Source organism: Streptomyces sp. HUAS MS02, assembly GCF_055702265.1.
In genome coordinates this window covers 9,300,926-9,318,285 of record NZ_CM146747.1, presented here as the reverse complement: position 1 = coordinate 9,318,285, position 17,360 = coordinate 9,300,926, and the positions used below count along the sequence as shown (strand labels likewise).

Below are 17,360 nucleotides of genomic sequence, written 5' to 3'. Positions count from 1 at the left end.
GGGCTCAGCGGTGGCCGGGGCTCAGCGGTGGCCGGGGCTCAGGGGTGGCCGGTCGGCCGCCGCCGGCGTAACTCCGCCACACGTCGGTACAGCTCGACCGCCTCCTGGCCGCGACCGAGCTGCTCCAGGCAGTGCGCCTCGTCGTTGCGGCTGGCGAGGGCGTCGGGGTGGTCGGGGCCGAGGACACGCTCGCGGGCGTCGGCGACCCGCCGGTACTCGGTGAGGGCGTCGCCCCAGCGGCCGAGCCAGCCGAGGCCGACGGCGACCTCACGGCGGCTGACGAGGGTGTCGGGGTGGTCCGGGCCGAGGACACGCTCGCGCAGGGCGCACACGTCACGGGACTCGGCGAGGGCCTCCTCCCAGCGGCCGAGGCGGCCGAGGTTGACGCCGAGGCCGTGGCGGGCACGGAGCGTCTCGGTGTGGGCGGGGCCGTGGACGCGGGTGCGGTCGTCGACGAGGGCGCGGTAGAGGCCGAGCGCGTCGGCGCTGCGGCCGAGCCTGCCGAGGCTGATGCCGACCTCGTGGCGGGCGGCGAGCGTGTCGGGGTGGTCGGGGCCGAGGGCCTGGGCTCGGGAGTCGGCGACCTCCTGGTAGGTCCGCAGCGCCTCGGGCCAGCGGCCCAACTGGCCGAGGGCGTAGGCGACCTCGTACCGGGTGACGAGGGTGTCGGGGTGGTTGGCGCCGAGCACCCGGGCGCGGACGGCGGCCACCTCGTCCGCCATGCGGTACGAGTCCTCCAGGCGGCCGAGCCTGCTGAGGTTGAAGGCCAGGTTGTGGCGGCAGCGCAGGGTGTCCGGGTGGTCGGGTCCGACCAGGCGCTCGCGGACTGCGAGGACCGAGGTGTAGGCCTGGTGTGCTTCCAGGTGGCGGCCCAACTGGCCCAGCACATAGGCCAGTTCCTGCCGGGCGGCGAGGGTCTCGGGGTGCTCGGGGCCGAGGACGTGCTCGCGGGCGCGGGCCACGTGGGCGAACTCGCGCAGCGCGTCGGCGGGGCGTCCGGTGCGGCTGAGGGTGAAGCCGACCTCGTAGCGGCTGGAGAGCGTGTCGGGGTGGTCGGGGCCGAGGGCGTGCTCGCGTTCGGCGGCGACCGCGCGGTGCACCTCGCCGGCCTCCGTCCAGCGGCCGAGGCGGCCGAGGCTCAGGCCCGCGTTGTGCCGGCCGGCCAGGGTGGTGATCAACTCCGGTGGCGGGGCGGGGCGTTCGTCCGGTGCGGGGTGTTCGACGCGGCCGGTGGCGGGGCGGGCGATCCAGTCCCCGGTGAGGCCTGCGGAGGGGTCCGGCGGGGGTAGGCCCGGTCCGGTTCCCGTGGCCTTGTGGCCGGTGGTCATGCCCCGGGTCCAGGAGGGCAGCCGGGGTTCGCGCGACGGCGGTCGGCCGGGGCGGGTCCGGGGCCGGACCTCGCCGGGAACGGCTTCGGGGACGACCGGGGACGGGGCGACCACCGGGACGCGGGCGGCGCGCGCCGGGGCCGTCGCCGCCCGCCCCTCGTCGACCCTGCGGCCCACTTCACGGGCGTCGTGGGGGCGTTGCTCCGGCTCCTTGGCGAGCAGGTCGAGGATGATCCGGTCGAGGTACTCGGGCACCTCGTCGCGGTGGCTGCGCGGGGGTGTCGGCGCGGTGTCGCGGTGGCCCATGAGCACCGCCCAGGCGTCGTCGAGGTCGAACGGCGGCACACCGGTGACGATCTCGTAGAGCACGCAGCCGAACGAGTAGAGGTCGCTGCGCCGGTCGACCTGAGCGCCGACGATCTGCTCGGGCGACATGTAGTGCGGGGTGCCCATCGCGATGCCGGTGCCGGTGAGGCGGGAGGTGAAGGTGACGTCACGGCCCAGGCGCGCTATGCCGAAGTCGCAGATCTTCACGGTGCCGTCGGTGAGCAGCATGATGTTGGCGGGCTTCAGGTCGCGGTGCACGATGCCCTGGAGGTGGGTGTAGGCGAGGGCGGAGGCCACCTGGTCGGCGATCTCGACGACCGCGGGGACGGCCAGCGGATGGTGCCTGTTGTCCTCCAGGAGCTGGCTGAGGTTGCGGCCCTCCAGCAACTCCATGACGAGGAACAGCACTCCGTCGGACTCGCCGAAGTCGTGGACGACGGTCACGCCCCGGTGCTGGAGGGCCGCCGCGACGCGCGCCTCGCGCCGGAAGCGTTCCCGCAGGACCCGGGTGAAGGACTGGTCGGGCTGGGCGTTGAGGGGTTTGAGGCACTTGACCGCGACCTGCCGCCCCAGTGACTCGTCCCTCGCCCGCCAGACCTCGCCCATTCCCCCGCGCCCGATCAGATCGAGCAGCCGGTACCGGCCCTGGATCAGCCTGGTGTCCCCCATCGCCGACGATCGCCCCCGTATCCGAACGGACCCGCCCTCCCCTGGCCCGTCCAGTATGGCGGCCTATCTGCCGACTTTGTACGGTGCGGGGCGGGAGCCGGGGCCGAGCCGTGACATGGCGCGCAGGATGTGCTTGGGCGGGCGTTGCCGGCGCAGACGTGCGGGAACACAGCGCAGAAAGGTTCCGGTGAGCCGCAGGCGACGGGTGACCACGTCGGGTGCGGGGCCGGGTGGGCCGTACAACTCATGGGCGTACGGCGGCAGGGAGGCGTACGCCAGGTTCGCCACGCGCCGCCACAGTGCCTCACGTGCCGGTACGAGCAACGGGTGGGTGGGCGGCCGCCGCAGGAAGTCGTCGACCTCCCGTGCCTCGGGGCCGACCGCCAGCCGCGGCCGCACCCGCTCGAAGCAGGCGGCCAACTCAGCCGTGTTCCGGGGCACTTCGGCGGGGTCGAGGCCCACCAGGCGGGCACCGACTGGAGCATGCGGCCTCATCAGGCCCGGGGTCTGCCTCGCACCGTATGCCCGGCGGGGATTTCCATCCGGACGACCGCCGGCCACCGGCCACCGCCATATCCCCGACTGGGATTTCGGCTAGGCCGTGTTGTGGAAGTCGAGGGCGGCCAGCCGAATGATGAGGTCGCCTGCGATTCGGCCGATGCCGTTTCGTAGGCAGATCTGAGTCCTCCCAGGCTCGACCAGGGCGTCCGCCCCGCGACTCTCCGCCGGTCGGTCAGGGCCGCCGTCCGAGGTGGCCGCTTGACATATTTCAGACCGGTGTGACGCTGGAGGAGAGGCGGTTCCGCCGCCGTATCGCGTAGAGCCTGGCAGTGCAGTGCCGCCCATCGGTCCAGCCACCCACCAGTTCGCGGCGGCGACAGATGATCTGCCCCCTGCTCCGTAGGGGGTATGTCCCCGGGACGCGAAGTGAGGCGATCGAATGGACCGGGTTCCCGAGGTGGCCGTGGTAGGAGCCGGCATCGTCGGACTCTGCACCGCCTATGCACTGGCCGAACGCGGAACGACGGCGCGGGTCTACGAAAGCGGCGTTCCGGGCAACGGACAATCCGGTGGCGAGTCCCGCATATTCCGTCACGCGCACGACGACGCCCGCCTGGTCGAATTCACCCGGCAGGGCCGCGCCGTCTGGAACGAGTGGGCCGACCGGTTGGGCGCCGAACTGATCTCCCAGGACGGAGTGGTCGCCCTGGGCGATCCCGTTCCTGGGAGACTTCGCATTCTGCAGGAGGCCGGCGGCATAGCGGTCCGGAGCGTGGACAGCGCCGAGCTACAGGCCAGCATGCCGCTGCTCGCGGACTACAGCGGTCCCGCGATGCTTGATGAGGACGGCGGTGCCATCCGCACCCGTGTCGCGGTCCAGTGCCTGGCCGACGCACTGGGTGACTCAGTGGTCACCGACGAGGTCCTCTCGCTGCATCCCACGGGCCGCGGCACGGTGGAGGTGCTCAGCACCGTCGGCCGCGAAGAGTACGCCAGCGTCGTGGTGTGCGCGGGCGTGGGCACCGCGCGGCTGGCGCGCAACGTGGGGCTCTCGCTCCCCATACGGTCGGCGGCACACGTCCGCCTCACCTTCCAGGTCAGGGGAGCGCCCCCGGAACGGGTCGCCTGTCTGCAGGACAGCAGCGGCGACTTCGGGGAGGTCGGCGTCTACGCAGCCCCCTACCCGGGCAACAGCCGCTATGCGGTGGGCCTCAGCCAGACGGTCGAGGTGCGGGAGGACGGCAGCGTCGTGGACCCCGAAACCCTGGCGGCACTCAGCGACCGCGCCGGCGCGTACGTCTCCCGCGCGTTGCCCCGCCTCGACCCCGAGCCCGTCGAGCACCTGCACTGCTGGGTGACGAGCCTGCCGTGGAGCGAAGACGGCATAGCGGTCTGGGAAGCCGACAGAATTTTTTTCGCAGCCGGGCACAACCTCTTCAAGCAGGCACCTCGACTGGGACGGGCATTGGCCGGCGCGGCCATGGCCGAAAAGCTCGAGGAGAACCTGCGTCCGGCGGCAGTACTCGGCCGGCCCCGCCGAGCGCCCCAATGAACGCCCCAACAGTTGGGACCATCCTCGCTGGACGCTCTGCAGTGCGCCCTCGCCCGCGTCGCCGGGCTGACGAGCTCGTTACTCATGTTGGGCGTTCTGAAGTGTGCGGCGACGTTCCTGTTCGCGCTTGGAGTAGGCGGCCGCCCGGATCGCCTCGTCGCTCTCCAAGCCTGATCCCAGTGCACCGCCCACGGTGGCGACCGCAGCGACGAACCAGGCCAGCGTCACGTACTCCTCGGCGTGGAGCGGGGTTTGCGTCATGGAAGCGAACACTTGGTCGTTGAGGATGAACAGCGCCCACACCCAGTTGATGAGCATCAGACCCACGTAGCAGACAAGCACCCCGATACCCACGGTCACGACCGTCGAGGCGTTGTAGAGCCGCGCCCTCTGCCTCGCCTCCGGCGAGCTCTCTGCTGATCGATGCCACAGGTCCGCGTCTATGATCAGCCAGCCGATCATGATCGCGACAGATCCGACGGCGGCGATCACAAGGCGTGGCGTGCTGAGAGACGCGGCCAGGCTCCAGACGGTGGAGTTCACGGTGGCGACTGCCCCCGTGGCGAGCGCGGCCGCCAGGGCTTTCGACAAGCCCGGCACCAACCGCCACGGCCGGTTGGCGCGGACCATACCGGCGAGCACGCGCAGGTAACCGCGCGGCCCGCCGACGACGTACCGAAGATCGTCGGTCTCCTTCTCGTCGTCGGTTCGGCCCGGTTGAACAGGCGCGAGACGTTTGACGGAGGGCCCGGGACGCGGCTGACTTCGTGGAGGTCCTTCAGCATCGGTGGTGTGCGGACCCGCCATGCCGAGCACGGCTTCTTCGACGGCCCGCCGGGCCCTCGTCTGCAGCCGCAGGCCTCCCAGTGAAGGAAGAGAGAGCAGCGCCAAGCCGTGTTCGTGATTCAGATTCACAGCGAGCCTGCGCCCGTGTGAGTGCAGCGGAAGGTCGGTGAGGGCCACCACGATGTCCCAGTTCTCCGCACTCCCACGGTCCATGATCCGGCGCATCAAGGTGGGCGGGTCTTCCGCCCCGGCGGTGAAGGGCTCACTGACCACCTCGACGTCGAACCGTCGCCCCTGGCCCGACTTGTCGGCGAGCCGAGCAGAAAGCGTCCGGGCCATGCGCTGCGCGATCTCCGTCGGCGTGTCCGGATCCGCCAGGAGAGCCACGACCGTGACGCCCTGAGAGGACACCTCCATGGCTGGACCCTCCTCATCGGCTGTCCCGCTGGTCCCGAGTGCAGCGGGCCTGGCCTGCACTGCGGCACCCCGTTGGTGCCGGACGGGCGAAGTCATCCCCTCACCTCCTTCTACTTCTCCCTCTCCCTCTCCCTCTCGGATCTCGTCGCTCTCTGGGGTCATCCGAGCCAAGCGGACTCCTTCGGACGGGTGTGCGGGGAGCTGTCGGTGCCGCCGGGCGCGGCCGTGTGGCCCAGGTAGCGGTGCACGAAGTGGATGCTCATCGCGCCTTCGCCGACCGCGGAGGCCACGCGTTTCACCGAGCCGCTGCGGACGTCGCCGGCGGCGAAGACGCCGGGCAGGCTGGTCTCCAGCATCAGGCAGTCGCGGCCCTGGCTCTGCCAGACTTCGGGACCGGAGCGGTCCTGCGCCTCCGCGCCGGTGAGCACGAAGCCGCGCGCGTCGAGGGCGAGCGCATTGGACAGCCACTCGGTGTGGGGCTCGGCGCCGGTGAAGACGAACAGGGCCCGCACCGCGAGCTGCCGATGTTCGCCCGTACGGTGGTCGACCACGTCGACGGCTTCCAGCACCTTGTCGCCGAGCGCCTCGGTCACCTCGGTGTGCAGCAGCACGCGCACCCGCGGGTGGCGCTCGACCTGATCGATCAGGTAGCGGGACATGTGCGCCTCAAGACTCGGCCCACGCACGAGCAGATACACCTGCGCTGCGTACCCGGCCAGGAAGAGTACGGCCTGGCCCGCGGAGTTGCCGCCCCCGACGACGGCGACCGGGTCGGTGCGGCACTGCTGGGCCTCGTAGAGGGTCGCCGAGTAGTGGACGCTCGTTCCCTCCAGGCGTTCGATGCCGGGCACGTGGAGGCGGCGGTAGCGGGCGCCGGTGGCGAGGACGACGGTGCGGGCGGTGATCTCGCTGCCGTCGGCGAACCCGACGGCGTAGTGGCCGTCCCGCGGTTCGAGGCGGGCCGCCTCCGCCGGGACGCTGATCCGGGCGCCGAACTTGCCGGCCTGGAGCACGGCGCGGTCGGTGAGTTCGGCGCCGGAGATGCCGGAGGGGAAGCCGAGCAGATTCTCGATGCGGGACGACGTCCCGGCCTGGCCGCCGGTGGCCATCGCCTCGACCAGGGTCGTACCGAGGCCCTCCGAGGCGGCGTTCACCGCGGCGGCGAGACCGGCGGGTCCGGAGCCGATGATCAGGAGATCGCCGTGATGGTTTCCCGCAGGCAGCGAGGGCAGGCCCATGAGCCGGGCCAGTTCCGCGTTGCTGGGGTTGCGCAGCAGAGTGGTGTCCCGCCACACGACGAGGGGTGTCTCCTCCGGGCCGACGCCGAAGCGGCGCAGCAGCGCCTCGGCCTCCTCGTCCGTCTCCAGATCGATCCAGCGGTACGGCAGCCGGTTGCGGGCGGCGAACTCACGCAGCCGCCGGGTGTCGGGCGAATAGTGCGAGCCGACGATGCGGAAACCGGCGCCCTGCCCGACGAGCAGGGCACGGCGGCCCAGGCAGGCGCGCAGCACCAGATCGCCGAGGACGGAGTCCCGGGTCACCAGGTCACGCAGCTGATCCATGGACAGGGCGAGGACCTCACCGGGGTCCCTGACCGTGGCGGTGTAGAAGGCCACCTGCCCGTTCAGGAGGCCGAGTTCGCCGATGAAGCGGCCGGGGCCGTGCACACGCAGCAGACGCTCGTCGGGCGTGCCGTGACCCTCGACGACGGCGACCGAGCCGCTGAGGACGACGTAGAACGTCTCGCACCGCTCCCCCTCCCGGATCAGCACATCGCCGGCGTCGACCTCGCGCCGCCGGCCGCGCTGCGCCAGGCGGTCGATCTGGTCCTCCGGCAGGCGGGGATAGGCGCCGTAGATGTCGGCGGTCTCGAAGGGGACGCTCTGCTGCGTCTCGTCCGGAACCTGCGCTGCGCTCGGCCGCGTCTCGTCGCCGGACATCACACGAACGCCTCGTGGACGAAGCACCATCGCCAGTCCTCGCCGGGCTCCAGCGACGCCGCGATCGGATGGCCGTCGGCGGCGGCGTGACGGCGCGCGTGCCGGTTCGGCGAGGAATCACAGCAGCCGACGTGGCCGCAGGTCAGGCAGAGCCTGAGGTGGACCCACGGGGAGCCGAGCAGCAGACACTCTTCACACCCTTCGGGGGTCAGTGGCTGGACCGGCCGGACGAGCGCGAGGTGGGGGTCGGTTCGTACGGTCATGGCTGATCACCCTTTCCCGGCCGGTTCGCGGCCCGCTATCGACTGCTCCACCCACCGCCGCAGGGCCGGGGCAGGTGCGGCGCCCGCCTGCCGGGCGATGGTCCGTCCCTTGTCGAGGACCAGCAGTGTCGGTACCGCCTGGACCTCGAACCGCTGCGCCAGGCGTGGGTTCTTGTCGACGTCGACCTTGACCAGCTTGATCTTTCCCGCGAGATCGGTGGCGACCTTCTCCAGCGCGGGGCTCACCATGCGGCAGGGGCCGCACCAGGTGGCCCACAGGTCGACGACGACGGGCACGGTGGCCTGCTCGACGACCTCGGCGAAGTCGTCGTCGCCCGCGTCGGCCGTCCACGGCAGCGGCTGTTTGCAGTTGCCGCACGTGGGGTGGCCCTCGGCGGCCACGGGTACCCGGTTGGTGCGCCCGCAGTGCGGGCAGGTGACGTTGGTGGCCTGCACGGTACTCATGCCGCCCTCGCCTCCGTCTCGTCCTCGGGCTGGTCGTAGGTGACCACCAGCTCTCCGTGCTCGGCGTCGACGCGGACCGTCGCGCCGTCCTGTACGTCGCCGCGCAGCAGGGCGCGCCCGACCAGCGTCTCGACCTCGTGGGAGATGTAACGCCGCAGCGGCCGGGCCCCGTACACCGGGTCGTAGCCCTGGTGGGCGATCAACTCTCGGGCGGTCTCGGTGAGTTCGACGGTGATGCGGCGCTCGGCGAGGCGGCGGCGCAGTTCGTCGAACTGCAGCTCTACGATCCGCTCGATCTGCCGCTCACCGAGCGGCTTGAACAGCACGATGTCGTCGACGCGGTTGAGGAACTCCGGGCGGAAGTGCCCGCGCAGCTCGCCCATCACCAGGGCGCGGGCGTCCGGCTTGATCTCACCCTCGGCGGTGGCGCCGTCGAGGAGGTGCTCGGAGCCGATGTTGGACGTCATGATGATCACGGTGTTGCGGAAGTCGACGGTGCGGCCCTGGGCGTCGGTGATGCGACCGTCGTCGAGGACCTGCAGCAGGGTGTTGAAGACGTCGGTGTGCGCCTTCTCGATCTCGTCGAACAGTACGACCGAGTACGGCTTGCGGCGTACGGCCTCGGTGAGCTGACCGCCCTCCTCGTAGCCGACGTACCCGGGCGGGGCCCCCATCAGCCGGCTGACGGTGTGCCGCTCCTGGTACTCGCTCATGTCGAGGCGGACCATGTTCTCCTCGGAGTCGAACAGGGCCGCCGCGAGGGTCTTGGCCAGCTCGGTCTTCCCGACGCCGGTCGGGCCGAGGAAGATGAACGAGCCGATGGGGCGGCGCGGATCCCGGATGCCGGAGCGGGCGCGGATGATGGCGTCGGCGACGAGCTTGACAGGCTCGTCCTGGCCGATGACGCGCTCGCGCAGGATCTCGTCGAGGCGCAGCAGTTTCTCGCGTTCGCCCTCCTGGAGGCGGGCGACGGGAACGCCGGTCCAGGCGGCGACGATCTCGGCGATCTCCTCCTCGGTGACGACCTCGCGCAGCAGCCGGTTCTGCCCCTGCTTGGAGGCCAGTTGCTCCTCCTCCGCCTTCAGCCGGCGTTCCACGTCCTGGAGGCGGCCGTAGCGGAGTTCGGCGGCGCGGTTGAGGTCGTAGGCGCGTTCGGCCTCCTCCGCCTCGTGGCGGACCTGTTCCAGTTCCTGGCGCAGTTCCTGCACGCGGCGGATCGCCTGCCGTTCGGCCTCCCACTGGGCGTGTTTGGCGTCGGCCTCGCCGCGCAGGTCGGCGAGTTCCTTGCGCAGTTCCTCCAGGCGGGCCTTGCTCGCGGGGTCGGTCTCCTTGGAGAGGGCGGCCTCCTCGATCTCCAGGCGGGTGACGCGGCGGGTGATCTCGTCGAGTTCGGCGGGCATCGAGTCGATCTCGGTGCGCAGCCGGGCGCAGGCTTCGTCGACGAGGTCGATGGCCTTGTCGGGCAGGAACCGGTCGGTGATGTAGCGGTGGCTGAGGGTGGCCGCGGAGACCATTGCGGTGTCCTGGATCTTCACGCCGTGGAAGATCTCCAGGCGTTCGCGCAGTCCGCGCAGGATGGAGATGGTGTCCTCCACGCTCGGCTCGTCGACCAGGACCTGCTGGAAGCGGCGTTCGAGGGCGGCGTCCTTCTCGATGTGCTTGCGGTACTCGTCGAGGGTGGTGGCGCCGATCATGTGGAGTTCACCGCGGGCGAGCATCGGCTTGAGCATGTTGCCCGCGTCCATGGCTCCTTCGGCGGCGCCCGCGCCGACGACGGTGTGGAGTTCGTCGACGAAGAGCAGGATGTGCCCCTGGGCCGCCTTCACCTCGGACAGCACGGCCTTGAGGCGCTCCTCGAACTCGCCCCGGTACTTGGCTCCGGCCACCAGGGAGCCCATGTCGAGTGCGAACACGGTCTTGTCGCGCAGTCCTTCGGGTACGTCGCCCCGGACGATGCGCTGGGCGAGGCCCTCGACGATGGCGGTCTTGCCGACGCCGGGGTCGCCGATGAGGACCGGGTTGTTCTTGGTCTTGCGGCTGAGGATCTGGGTGACGCGGCGGATCTCGGCGTCACGGCCGATGACCGGGTCGAGCTTGCCGTCCCTGGCCTCGGCGACCAGGTCGCGGCCGTACTTCTCCAGGGCCTCGTACGCCACTTCGGGGTTGGCCGAGGTCACGCGCTGGTTGCCGCGGATCTGGGTGAGCGCGCTCAGGAACGAGTCCCGGGTGATGCCGTGCTCCTTGAGGAGCCGTCCGGCGGCGGTGGACGAGCCCTCCTCGGCCAGGGCGAGCAGGAGGTGCTCCACGGACACGTACTCGTCCTTGAGGCGTTTGGCCTCCCGATCGGCCGCGTCCAGCAGCCGGGACAGGCGCTGGGTGACGAACACCTGACCCGGCGCCGCACCCGGACCGGTCACCTTGGGGCGGCGGGAAAGTTCCTCACGCACGGCCGCGCCGAGCTCCTCGGGTTGCCTGCCCGCCTGTTGCAGCAGCCGGGGGATCAGGCCGTCCTCCTGGTCGAGGAGTGCGAGCAGCAGATGCTCGCCGTCGACCTCGGTCTGGCCCATGCGGACGGCGGCGGTCTGTGCCTCCTGGAGCGCTTCCTGTGACTTCTGGGTGAGACGGTTCATGTCCATGGCGGTATGTCACTCCTCGTACCGGCGCGGCGCAGTGCGGCTTCGAGCAGGCTGATGCGGTCCAGCAGATCGAGCACCAGACCGATGGATGCGTAGTTGAGACACAGACCGGAGCGCAGCCGCTGAACGCGGGCGACAACGGCCGGGGCCGCGGAGTCGAACACCAGGCGCCCCGCGGCGTCGCGCTCGGCGTCGACCAGGCCCAGGGCGACGAACCGGCGGACCAGGTCGGGATGGACGCCGGCGCGGCGGGCCACGGTGTCCAGGGAGAGCCTGGGCACGGGGACGAGCGCGTACCGCACGGCCGTGGAGCCGGCGCTCGTCCGTACGGGATGCCCGCCCGCGTCGGCCCGGGCGGTCCGGCCGCCGGTCTCAGCCCATGAGGGTCGGTCGCTCATCGCGTCCTCCTGGGGTCGTACGAAGTGGTGGCGGCGAGCTCCTCGAACAGCTCGCGCTCCCGGTCGCTGAGCTTGGGCGGCACCATGACGCGGAGTTCGGCGTACAGGTCGCCGTTCGCGCCGCGCGGGTTCGGCATGCCCTCGCCGCGCAGTCGCAGCCGCCGGCCGCTGGAGGAGCCCGCGGGCACCGTGACCTTGGCCGTGCCGCCGCCGGGGGTGGGCACCGGTACGGTCGCGCCCAGGGCCGCCTCCCAGGGGGTGACGGGGACCTGGACGTGGACGTCGCGGCCGTCCAACCGGAACCGGGAGTCGGGCTGGATGCGCACCCGCAGGTACAGATCGCCCGCGGGGGCGTCGCCACTTCCCCGGCCGCCCTCGCCCGCGAGCCGGATGCGCTGCCCGTCGGTGACGCCGGGCGGTACGTCGACCTCGTACCGCCGCGGCTGTCCGGTGGGGCCGGCGAGCGTGACACTGCGGCGGCCGCCCCGGTAGGCCTCCTCGACGGTGAGCGGCAGCTCGGCCTCCTGGTCGGCTCCCGGTACACGGCCGGGGGCGCCGCCCGCTCCGAAGAGCGAGCCGAGCAGGTCGTCGATGTCGATGCCCTCCCCTGTGAAGTCGTCGCCGAAGCCGGTGGTGTACCGGACACGGGGGCCGCCCGCGCCCGCGGTCCTCCGCGTGCGGAAGCCGCTGCCGGCGCCGGCCGCGACCCGTTCGTCGAAGTCTTCGGGAATCTGGCGGAAGTCCTCGCCGAAGCGGTCGTAGCGGGCCCGGGTCTTGGGGTCCGACAGCACGCTGTACGCCTCGTTGAGGTCCTTGAAGCGTTCCTCCGCCCCCGGGTCCTTGTTGACGTCGGGGTGGTACTTGCGGGCGAGTTTGCGATAGGCCTGCTGGATCTCGTCCTGGCTCGCGGTCCGTGACACGCCCAGTACCTCGTAGAAGTCCTGTGCCATGACCGCTCACTCCCGCTTCGCGACGGTCACGGCGGCCGGCCTGAGCTGCCTCTCACCGTCGCCGTAGCCCGGGCGGAGCACCTCGACGACCGTGCCCGGTGGGGCGTCGGGGTCCTGGACGACGCCGACCACCTCGTGCCGGGCCGGGTCGAAGGCCACGCCGGTCTCCGCGTGCCGCGGGTGGCCGAGCAGTTCGAGGACGTTCACCGCCTGGTCACGGACGGCCCGGACGCCCTCCACGATCGCGCCGGGGTCGGATCCCGCATGGGTCAGGGCGAGTTCGAGGTTGTCCACGACGGGCAGGAAGGCCGCGGCCGTGCGGGACCGCTCGACCGTCCGCTCCCGCTCCAGTTCCCTGGCGTGGCGCTTGCGAAGGTTGTCGAGGTCGGCGAGCGCGCGCCGCCAGCGGTCCTCGAGTTCCTTGAGCTCGGCCAGGTGCACGTCCTCGGACGGGGCGGGGCCGCGGGCCGCGTCGGGGCCGGGTTCGTCGTCCGTGTCAGGCCCAGGCCCGGCCGGCGAACCCGGACGCGGAAGATCCCCTCGGGGAGGGCGTACGGTGCCCTCCGGAGCCGGGTCGGCCGGGTCCGGCACGGCCGGGTCGGATTCCCTGGGGTGGATCGGCATGGCGGTTCCTCAGTCCTTGTCGAACTCGGCATCGATGACGTCGTCGTCACCGCCACCGCCGCTCGGGCCGCCGCCGGTCGCACCGTCCCCGGTGGTGTCCTGGTCGGGACCACCCGTGGTGGCGCCGCCCTGATGCGCCAGCAGCCCGGACAGCACCTGCTGGAGTTCGGAGGTCAGGGGCCGCACCCGCTCCACGGCTGCCTCCTCCTTGACCGCCGCCCGGGCATCCGACACCAGCATTTCGGCGCGTGCCTTCTCGTGCGCGGGTGCGGCGTCGCCCAGCTCGGCGAGGCGCTTTTCGACCTGGTACGCGACGGCGTCGAGCTCGTTGCGGGCGTCGACGGCCTCGCGCAGGGCCTGGTCCTCGCCCTGGTTGCGCTCGGCCTCCTGGACCATGCGTTCGACCTCGCCGCGGTCGAGGTTGGAGCTCTCGGTGATGGTGATGCCCTGTTCCTTGCCGGTGTCCCGGTCTCGGGCCTTGACGTTGAGAATGCCGTTGGCATCGACGTCGAAGGTGACCTCGACCTGCGGTTCGCCGCGCGGCGCCGGGCGGATGTCGGTGAGCTGGAAGCGGCCGAGCACCCGGTTGTCGGCGGCCCGTTCGCGCTCGCCCTGGAGGACGACGATGTCGACGGCGGGCTGGTTGTCCTCGGCGGTGGAGAAGGTCTCGGCGCGGCGCACGGGGATGGTGGTGTTCCGCTCGATGATCTTCGTCATCACGCCGCCCCGTGTCTCGACACCCAGCGACAGGGGCGTGACGTCGAGCAGCAGGACGTCCTTGACCTCGCCCTTGAGCACCCCGGCCTGGATCGCGGCGCCCAGGGCCACGACCTCGTCGGGGTTGACGCTCATGTTGGGTTCCTTGCCGCCGGTCAGCCGGCGCACCAGCGCCTGGACGGCGGGAATGCGGGTGGAACCCCCGACGAGGATCACCTCGTCGATGTCGCTCTCCCCGACCTTGGCATCGGCCATCGACTGCTGGACCGGCCCCAGGCACCGCTCCACCAGATCGCTGGTGATCTGCTCGAACGTGGACCGCATGACCGAGTCGGTCAGATGCTTGGGCCCCGAGGCATCGGCCGTGATGAACGGCAGGCTGACCTGCGTCTGCGTCACCGAGCTCAGCTCGGTCTTGGCCTTCTCCGCTGCTTCGAACAGGCGTTGCAGGGCCTGCGGGTCCTTGCGCAGATCGATGCCGTACTCCTTCTGGAAGTCGTCCGCGAGGTAGTCCACCAGGCGCCGGTCGAAGTCGTCACCGCCCAGGTGGCTGTCGCCCGCGGTGGATCGCACCTCCACCACGCCGTCGCCCACGTCGAGGATGCTCACGTCGAAGGTGCCGCCGCCCAGGTCGAAGACGAGGACGGTCTCGTGCTCCTTCTTGTCCATGCCGTACGCGAGGGCGGCTGCGGTCGGCTCGTTGATGATCCGCAGCACCTCAAGGCCCGCGATCCGCCCGGCGTCCTTGGTGGCGGTGCGCTGGGCGTCGTTGAAGTAGGCGGGCACGGTGATGACCGCCTCCGTGACCCGCTCCCCGAGCTGCTTGGACGCGTCGTCGGCGAGCTTGCGCAGCACCTGGGCGCTGATCTCCTCGGGCGCGTAGAGCTTGTCGCGCACCTCGAAGCGGGCGACGCCGCCCGGACCCTCGACGACGTCGTACGCCACCGCCCTGGCCTCTTCCGAGACCTCGTCGAAGTGCCGGCCGATGAACCGCTTCGCCGAGTAGATGGTGCCCTTGGGGTTGAGGATCGCCTGGCGCCGGGCCAGCTGGCCCACCAGCCGTTCCCCGGTGTCGGTGAAGGCCACCACGGACGGTGTCGTACGGTTCCCCTCGGTGTTGGGCACGACGGAAGGCTCGCCGCCCTCCCACACGGCGATCACCGAGTTCGTGGTGCCCAGGTCGATGCCCACTGCCTTGGCCATGAGGAGCTCCTCCCGGTGCTGCGGCATGCGCCGCAGCTGCGGATCCGATCGTTCACGTATGGGCGGGACGTCCGGCGGCGTCGGTGGTCCGCAGCCCGCCGAGCAGCCGTACGGCCTCGTCGGCGACCGCTTCGTCCACGACGACGTCGTACCGGCTGGGCTGCATCGAGCGGACCGAGGCGAAGTCCCGGCGGCCGCCCTGCAGCGCGTACAGCAGCAGACCGAGCAGCGCGCCCACGATCGCCCCGAAGATCAGGCCGTAGAGGGCGACGAGCAGGGCGGAGACGAGCGGGTCCACCCAGTCGGCCAGGCCGAAGAGCCAGCCGATCAGTGCACCGGGAAGGGCCCCGCTCGCCGCACCGTGCAGGGCGGCCCGGCCGTAGTTCATCCGTCCGACGACCTGCTCGACGAGGCGGACGTCCTGTCCGATGATGGCCACCCGCTCCACGGGAAACCCCTGGTCCGAGAGGTGGTCGACGGCGCGTTCGGCTTCCTGGTACGTCTCGTACGCGGCAACGGGCCTGCGCGGCTGCTCGGTCATCGCCCAGTCCTTCCTGCCGGTATGCACGGCGGCCCCCGGCACGCCCTAGACTGGCGAACCGAGCAGATCTACGCCTGCGCCCGGCAGGTCGAAGAACGACGGCGCCCGTCCCCCCACGAGCACGAGGCGAATCTCCGAAGACCTCGGGTGAGCCGGTCGCAGAGGGGTACGCGGAGTACGCCCACCTCCATGAGGGCTCGGGAAAGGGAGTGATCCCATGGTGCGGAGCCGTCCGGGCGGCACCCCGCGGTCTCGTGGAGAGGGTCCCGCCGACACCTTCCCGGCCCGGGCGAACCGGCCCCCCCGCGAACTGTCGGCAGTCTTCCGTGCCCTGTTCGACACCCGGAACGAGGGCGAGATCCTGCGTCTGGCCATGGACCACGTGTCGGCCGTCGGCCCGTACAGAGCCGAGGCCGGATACCTCAGGGTGGACGGCCATCTGGTCCCCAGCCCGCAGGGCGGGCCGGACCATGCGTCAGGCGTCGACCGGACGGTGCGAGAGCTGACGGGGCGGGACGGCCCCGTGGCCGTTCCCGGCCGGTCACGGGGCCGGGCACTGGCCCTGCACGGACCCGGTGGACTGCACGGCTACCTCGTGGTGACCTCTCGCTCCCGGCCCACCCATGCTCAGCACTTCCTGCTCGCCGTGCTGGCACGCCTCACCGGCGCGGCCCTGTCGGTCGCCGTCGCGCACCGCCGCCAGCAGGAAGACGCGCTGGAACTGCACCGACTGCGACGAGAACGAGCGACCCTCCAGCAGCAGCTGATCTCCCTCGTGGTCAGGTCGGGATACCAGCGGGCCGTGCACGACGCACTCGCCGAGGCCGCGGCGGCGGGCGGCGGCGAGGAGGCCATCACCAGCGCGCTGCATGAGCTCACCGGATTTCCGGTGCTGGTGGAGGACCGCTTCGGCCGGCTGCGGTCCTGGACCGGTCCCGGCCGGCCCGACCCCTATCCGGAACCGGACGCCGTACGCCATGAAGCGATGCTCCAGGAGGTCGCCCGGAGAGGCGGGCCCGTGGTGCGCGTCAAGGACCGGCTGATCTCCCTGGTACGCCCCCACGGTGAGGTTCTCGGAGTGCTGGCCCTGGTGGATCCCCGGGGCGACGCCGACGAGTACACCGTGTTCGCTCTGGAGCACGCCGTCACGTCACTCGCCCTGGAACTGTCGCATCTGCGCGATCTGGCGGAGGTGGAGCTGCGACTGCGCCGAGCACTGGTCGACGATCTCCTGGGGGGCACGGACAAGGCGAGCGCCTACGCCCGGTCCGAGGCGTTCGGACACGACCTGCACCGCATCCAGTACGTGGTCGTCGTGCAGTGGAAGGGTCGGGTCGTGGACGACGCCTTCGCGCGGACCGTGGGCCGGGCGGCCGCGGCCGCGGGTATGCCGTCGCTGGTGGCTCGGCGTTCCGACCACGTGGTGCTGGTCGCCGAGGGCAGGCCCGACGACCACGCCTTGTACGAGACGCTCGCCCGGGCGACCGGCACACCGGACGGGGCGATCGGGGTGAGCGCCCGCTGCGACACCCCGGACGGCATTCCCGGCCGCTACCAGGAAGCACTGCGTGCCCTGGAGGTACGCCGCCGGTCGCGAAGTCAGTACGGCATGACGTTCTTCGACGATCTGGGCCTCTACCGCATCCTGGGACCTGGGAACGACCACCAGGAGTTGGAGGGGTTCGTTCGGGAATGGCTCGGACAGCTCGTCGACTACGACGGCCGGCACCGTGCGGCGCTCGTGGAGACTCTGTCCCGGTACTTCGACTGCGGCGGCAACTACGCCGAGACCGCCGAATCCCTCGCGATCCACCGCAGCACGCTTCGCTACCGGCTCCAGCGCATCCGCGAGATCAGCGGCCATGACCTCACGAACGTGGAGGACCGCCTCAACCTGCAGGTCGCGACCCGGGTGTGGAAGATCATGCTGGGCGGCCCCGGCTAAGGGGCGTGTTTCGGAAGTCCCTTCGTCGCCCGAAGGGCGGCTCTGCGGCGTCCGGTGCGTGCTCTCGGCGTGCCGGACGAAAGGTCTCGTACTGGGCG

General features: G+C 71.3%; 13 protein-coding genes and 1 pseudogene. 2 read left to right on the top strand and 12 right to left on the bottom strand.

The genetic code is table 11. The features are described from left to right. Window positions 1–38: 38 nt before the first annotated feature. Window positions 39–2,324, bottom strand: coding sequence for a serine/threonine-protein kinase (locus tag ACZ9QC_RS40235; RefSeq protein ID WP_472917631.1), 2,286 nt, complete (start codon window positions 2,322–2,324; stop codon window positions 39–41). Between the two features lie 63 nt (window positions 2,325–2,387). After that, window positions 2,388–2,801, bottom strand: a pseudogene (locus ACZ9QC_RS40230) (oxygenase MpaB family protein); the annotation flags it as partial. Between the two features lie 463 nt (window positions 2,802–3,264). On the opposite strand from ACZ9QC_RS40230, the gene ACZ9QC_RS40225 reads away from it, so the two are divergent. Beyond that, window positions 3,265–4,377: an NAD(P)/FAD-dependent oxidoreductase gene (locus ACZ9QC_RS40225; protein ID WP_472917630.1), complete on the top strand. Its 1,113-nt coding sequence runs from the start codon at window positions 3,265–3,267 to the stop codon at window positions 4,375–4,377. A 78-nt stretch (window positions 4,378–4,455) separates the two neighbouring features. Here ACZ9QC_RS40225 and ACZ9QC_RS40220 read toward each other — a convergent pair whose 3' ends face one another. The 10 genes from ACZ9QC_RS40220 to ACZ9QC_RS40175 form a co-directional block, all read right to left on the bottom strand. Then, entirely contained in the window at window positions 4,456–5,580 is a 1,125-nt protein-coding gene (locus ACZ9QC_RS40220) for a hypothetical protein (protein ID WP_472917629.1), read from the bottom strand. Window positions 5,581–5,738: 158 nt separating this feature from the next. After that, a complete protein-coding gene (locus ACZ9QC_RS40215) occupies window positions 5,739–7,520 on the bottom strand; it encodes an FAD-dependent oxidoreductase (protein WP_472917628.1) in 1,782 nt (593 codons plus the stop codon). Beyond that, a complete protein-coding gene (locus ACZ9QC_RS40210) occupies window positions 7,520–7,783 on the bottom strand; it encodes a UBP-type zinc finger domain-containing protein (protein ID WP_472917627.1) in 264 nt (87 codons plus the stop codon). The genes ACZ9QC_RS40215 and ACZ9QC_RS40210 overlap by 1 nt, the downstream gene beginning before the upstream one ends. 6 nt (window positions 7,784–7,789) lie before the next feature. Then, entirely contained in the window at window positions 7,790–8,248 is a 459-nt protein-coding gene (gene trxA, locus ACZ9QC_RS40205; protein WP_472917626.1) for a thioredoxin, read from the bottom strand. Then, complete coding sequence (clpB, locus tag ACZ9QC_RS40200; RefSeq protein WP_472917625.1) at window positions 8,245–10,884, bottom strand: ATP-dependent chaperone ClpB; 2,640 nt, start codon at window positions 10,882–10,884, stop codon at window positions 8,245–8,247. The genes trxA and clpB overlap by 4 nt, the downstream gene beginning before the upstream one ends. Beyond that, complete coding sequence (locus ACZ9QC_RS40195; RefSeq protein ID WP_472917624.1) at window positions 10,875–11,282, bottom strand: chaperone modulator CbpM; 408 nt, start codon at window positions 11,280–11,282, stop codon at window positions 10,875–10,877. The genes clpB and ACZ9QC_RS40195 overlap by 10 nt, the downstream gene beginning before the upstream one ends. After that, window positions 11,279–12,232: a DnaJ C-terminal domain-containing protein gene (locus tag ACZ9QC_RS40190; RefSeq protein WP_472917623.1), complete on the bottom strand. Its 954-nt coding sequence runs from the start codon at window positions 12,230–12,232 to the stop codon at window positions 11,279–11,281. The genes ACZ9QC_RS40195 and ACZ9QC_RS40190 overlap by 4 nt, the downstream gene beginning before the upstream one ends. 6 nt (window positions 12,233–12,238) lie before the next feature. Beyond that, entirely contained in the window at window positions 12,239–12,856 is a 618-nt protein-coding gene (locus ACZ9QC_RS40185; protein WP_472917622.1) for a nucleotide exchange factor GrpE, read from the bottom strand. Between the two features lie 9 nt (window positions 12,857–12,865). Next, window positions 12,866–14,776, bottom strand: coding sequence for a molecular chaperone DnaK (gene dnaK, locus ACZ9QC_RS40180; RefSeq protein ID WP_472917621.1), 1,911 nt, complete (start codon window positions 14,774–14,776; stop codon window positions 12,866–12,868). A gap of 52 nt (window positions 14,777–14,828) precedes the next feature. After that, the gene (locus ACZ9QC_RS40175; RefSeq protein ID WP_472917620.1) at window positions 14,829–15,317 is read right to left on the bottom strand and encodes a YflT domain-containing protein; all 489 of its coding nucleotides are present in this window, start codon (window positions 15,315–15,317) and stop codon (window positions 14,829–14,831) included. Window positions 15,318–15,534: 217 nt separating this feature from the next. Between ACZ9QC_RS40175 and ACZ9QC_RS40170 the strand changes: the two genes are divergently transcribed. Continuing rightward, entirely contained in the window at window positions 15,535–17,262 is a 1,728-nt protein-coding gene (locus ACZ9QC_RS40170) for a PucR family transcriptional regulator (protein ID WP_472917619.1), read from the top strand. Window positions 17,263–17,360: the final 98 nt, after the last annotated feature.

Bases quoted from the DNA above. Each gene is read 5' to 3' on its own strand.
- ACZ9QC_RS40185 (WP_472917622.1), bottom strand. From the start codon at position 12,856: ATGCCGATCCACCCCAGGGAATCCGACCCGGCCGTGCCGGACCCGGCC.
- ACZ9QC_RS40190 (WP_472917623.1), bottom strand. From the start codon at position 12,232: ATGGCACAGGACTTCTACGAGGTACTGGGCGTGTCACGGACCGCGAGC.
- ACZ9QC_RS40235 (WP_472917631.1), bottom strand. From the start codon at position 2,324: ATGGGGGACACCAGGCTGATCCAGGGCCGGTACCGGCTGCTCGATCTG.
- ACZ9QC_RS40225 (WP_472917630.1), top strand. From the start codon at position 3,265: ATGGACCGGGTTCCCGAGGTGGCCGTGGTAGGAGCCGGCATCGTCGGA.
- ACZ9QC_RS40175 (WP_472917620.1), bottom strand. From the start codon at position 15,317: ATGACCGAGCAGCCGCGCAGGCCCGTTGCCGCGTACGAGACGTACCAG.
- ACZ9QC_RS40210 (WP_472917627.1), bottom strand. From the start codon at position 7,783: ATGACCGTACGAACCGACCCCCACCTCGCGCTCGTCCGGCCGGTCCAG.
- ACZ9QC_RS40170 (WP_472917619.1), top strand. From the start codon at position 15,535: ATGGTGCGGAGCCGTCCGGGCGGCACCCCGCGGTCTCGTGGAGAGGGT.
- ACZ9QC_RS40220 (WP_472917629.1), bottom strand. From the start codon at position 5,580: ATGGAGGTGTCCTCTCAGGGCGTCACGGTCGTGGCTCTCCTGGCGGAT.
- trxA (WP_472917626.1), bottom strand. From the start codon at position 8,248: ATGAGTACCGTGCAGGCCACCAACGTCACCTGCCCGCACTGCGGGCGC.
- ACZ9QC_RS40195 (WP_472917624.1), bottom strand. From the start codon at position 11,282: ATGAGCGACCGACCCTCATGGGCTGAGACCGGCGGCCGGACCGCCCGG.
- clpB (WP_472917625.1), bottom strand. From the start codon at position 10,884: ATGGACATGAACCGTCTCACCCAGAAGTCACAGGAAGCGCTCCAGGAG.
- dnaK (WP_472917621.1), bottom strand. From the start codon at position 14,776: ATGGCCAAGGCAGTGGGCATCGACCTGGGCACCACGAACTCGGTGATC.
- ACZ9QC_RS40215 (WP_472917628.1), bottom strand. From the start codon at position 7,520: ATGTCCGGCGACGAGACGCGGCCGAGCGCAGCGCAGGTTCCGGACGAG.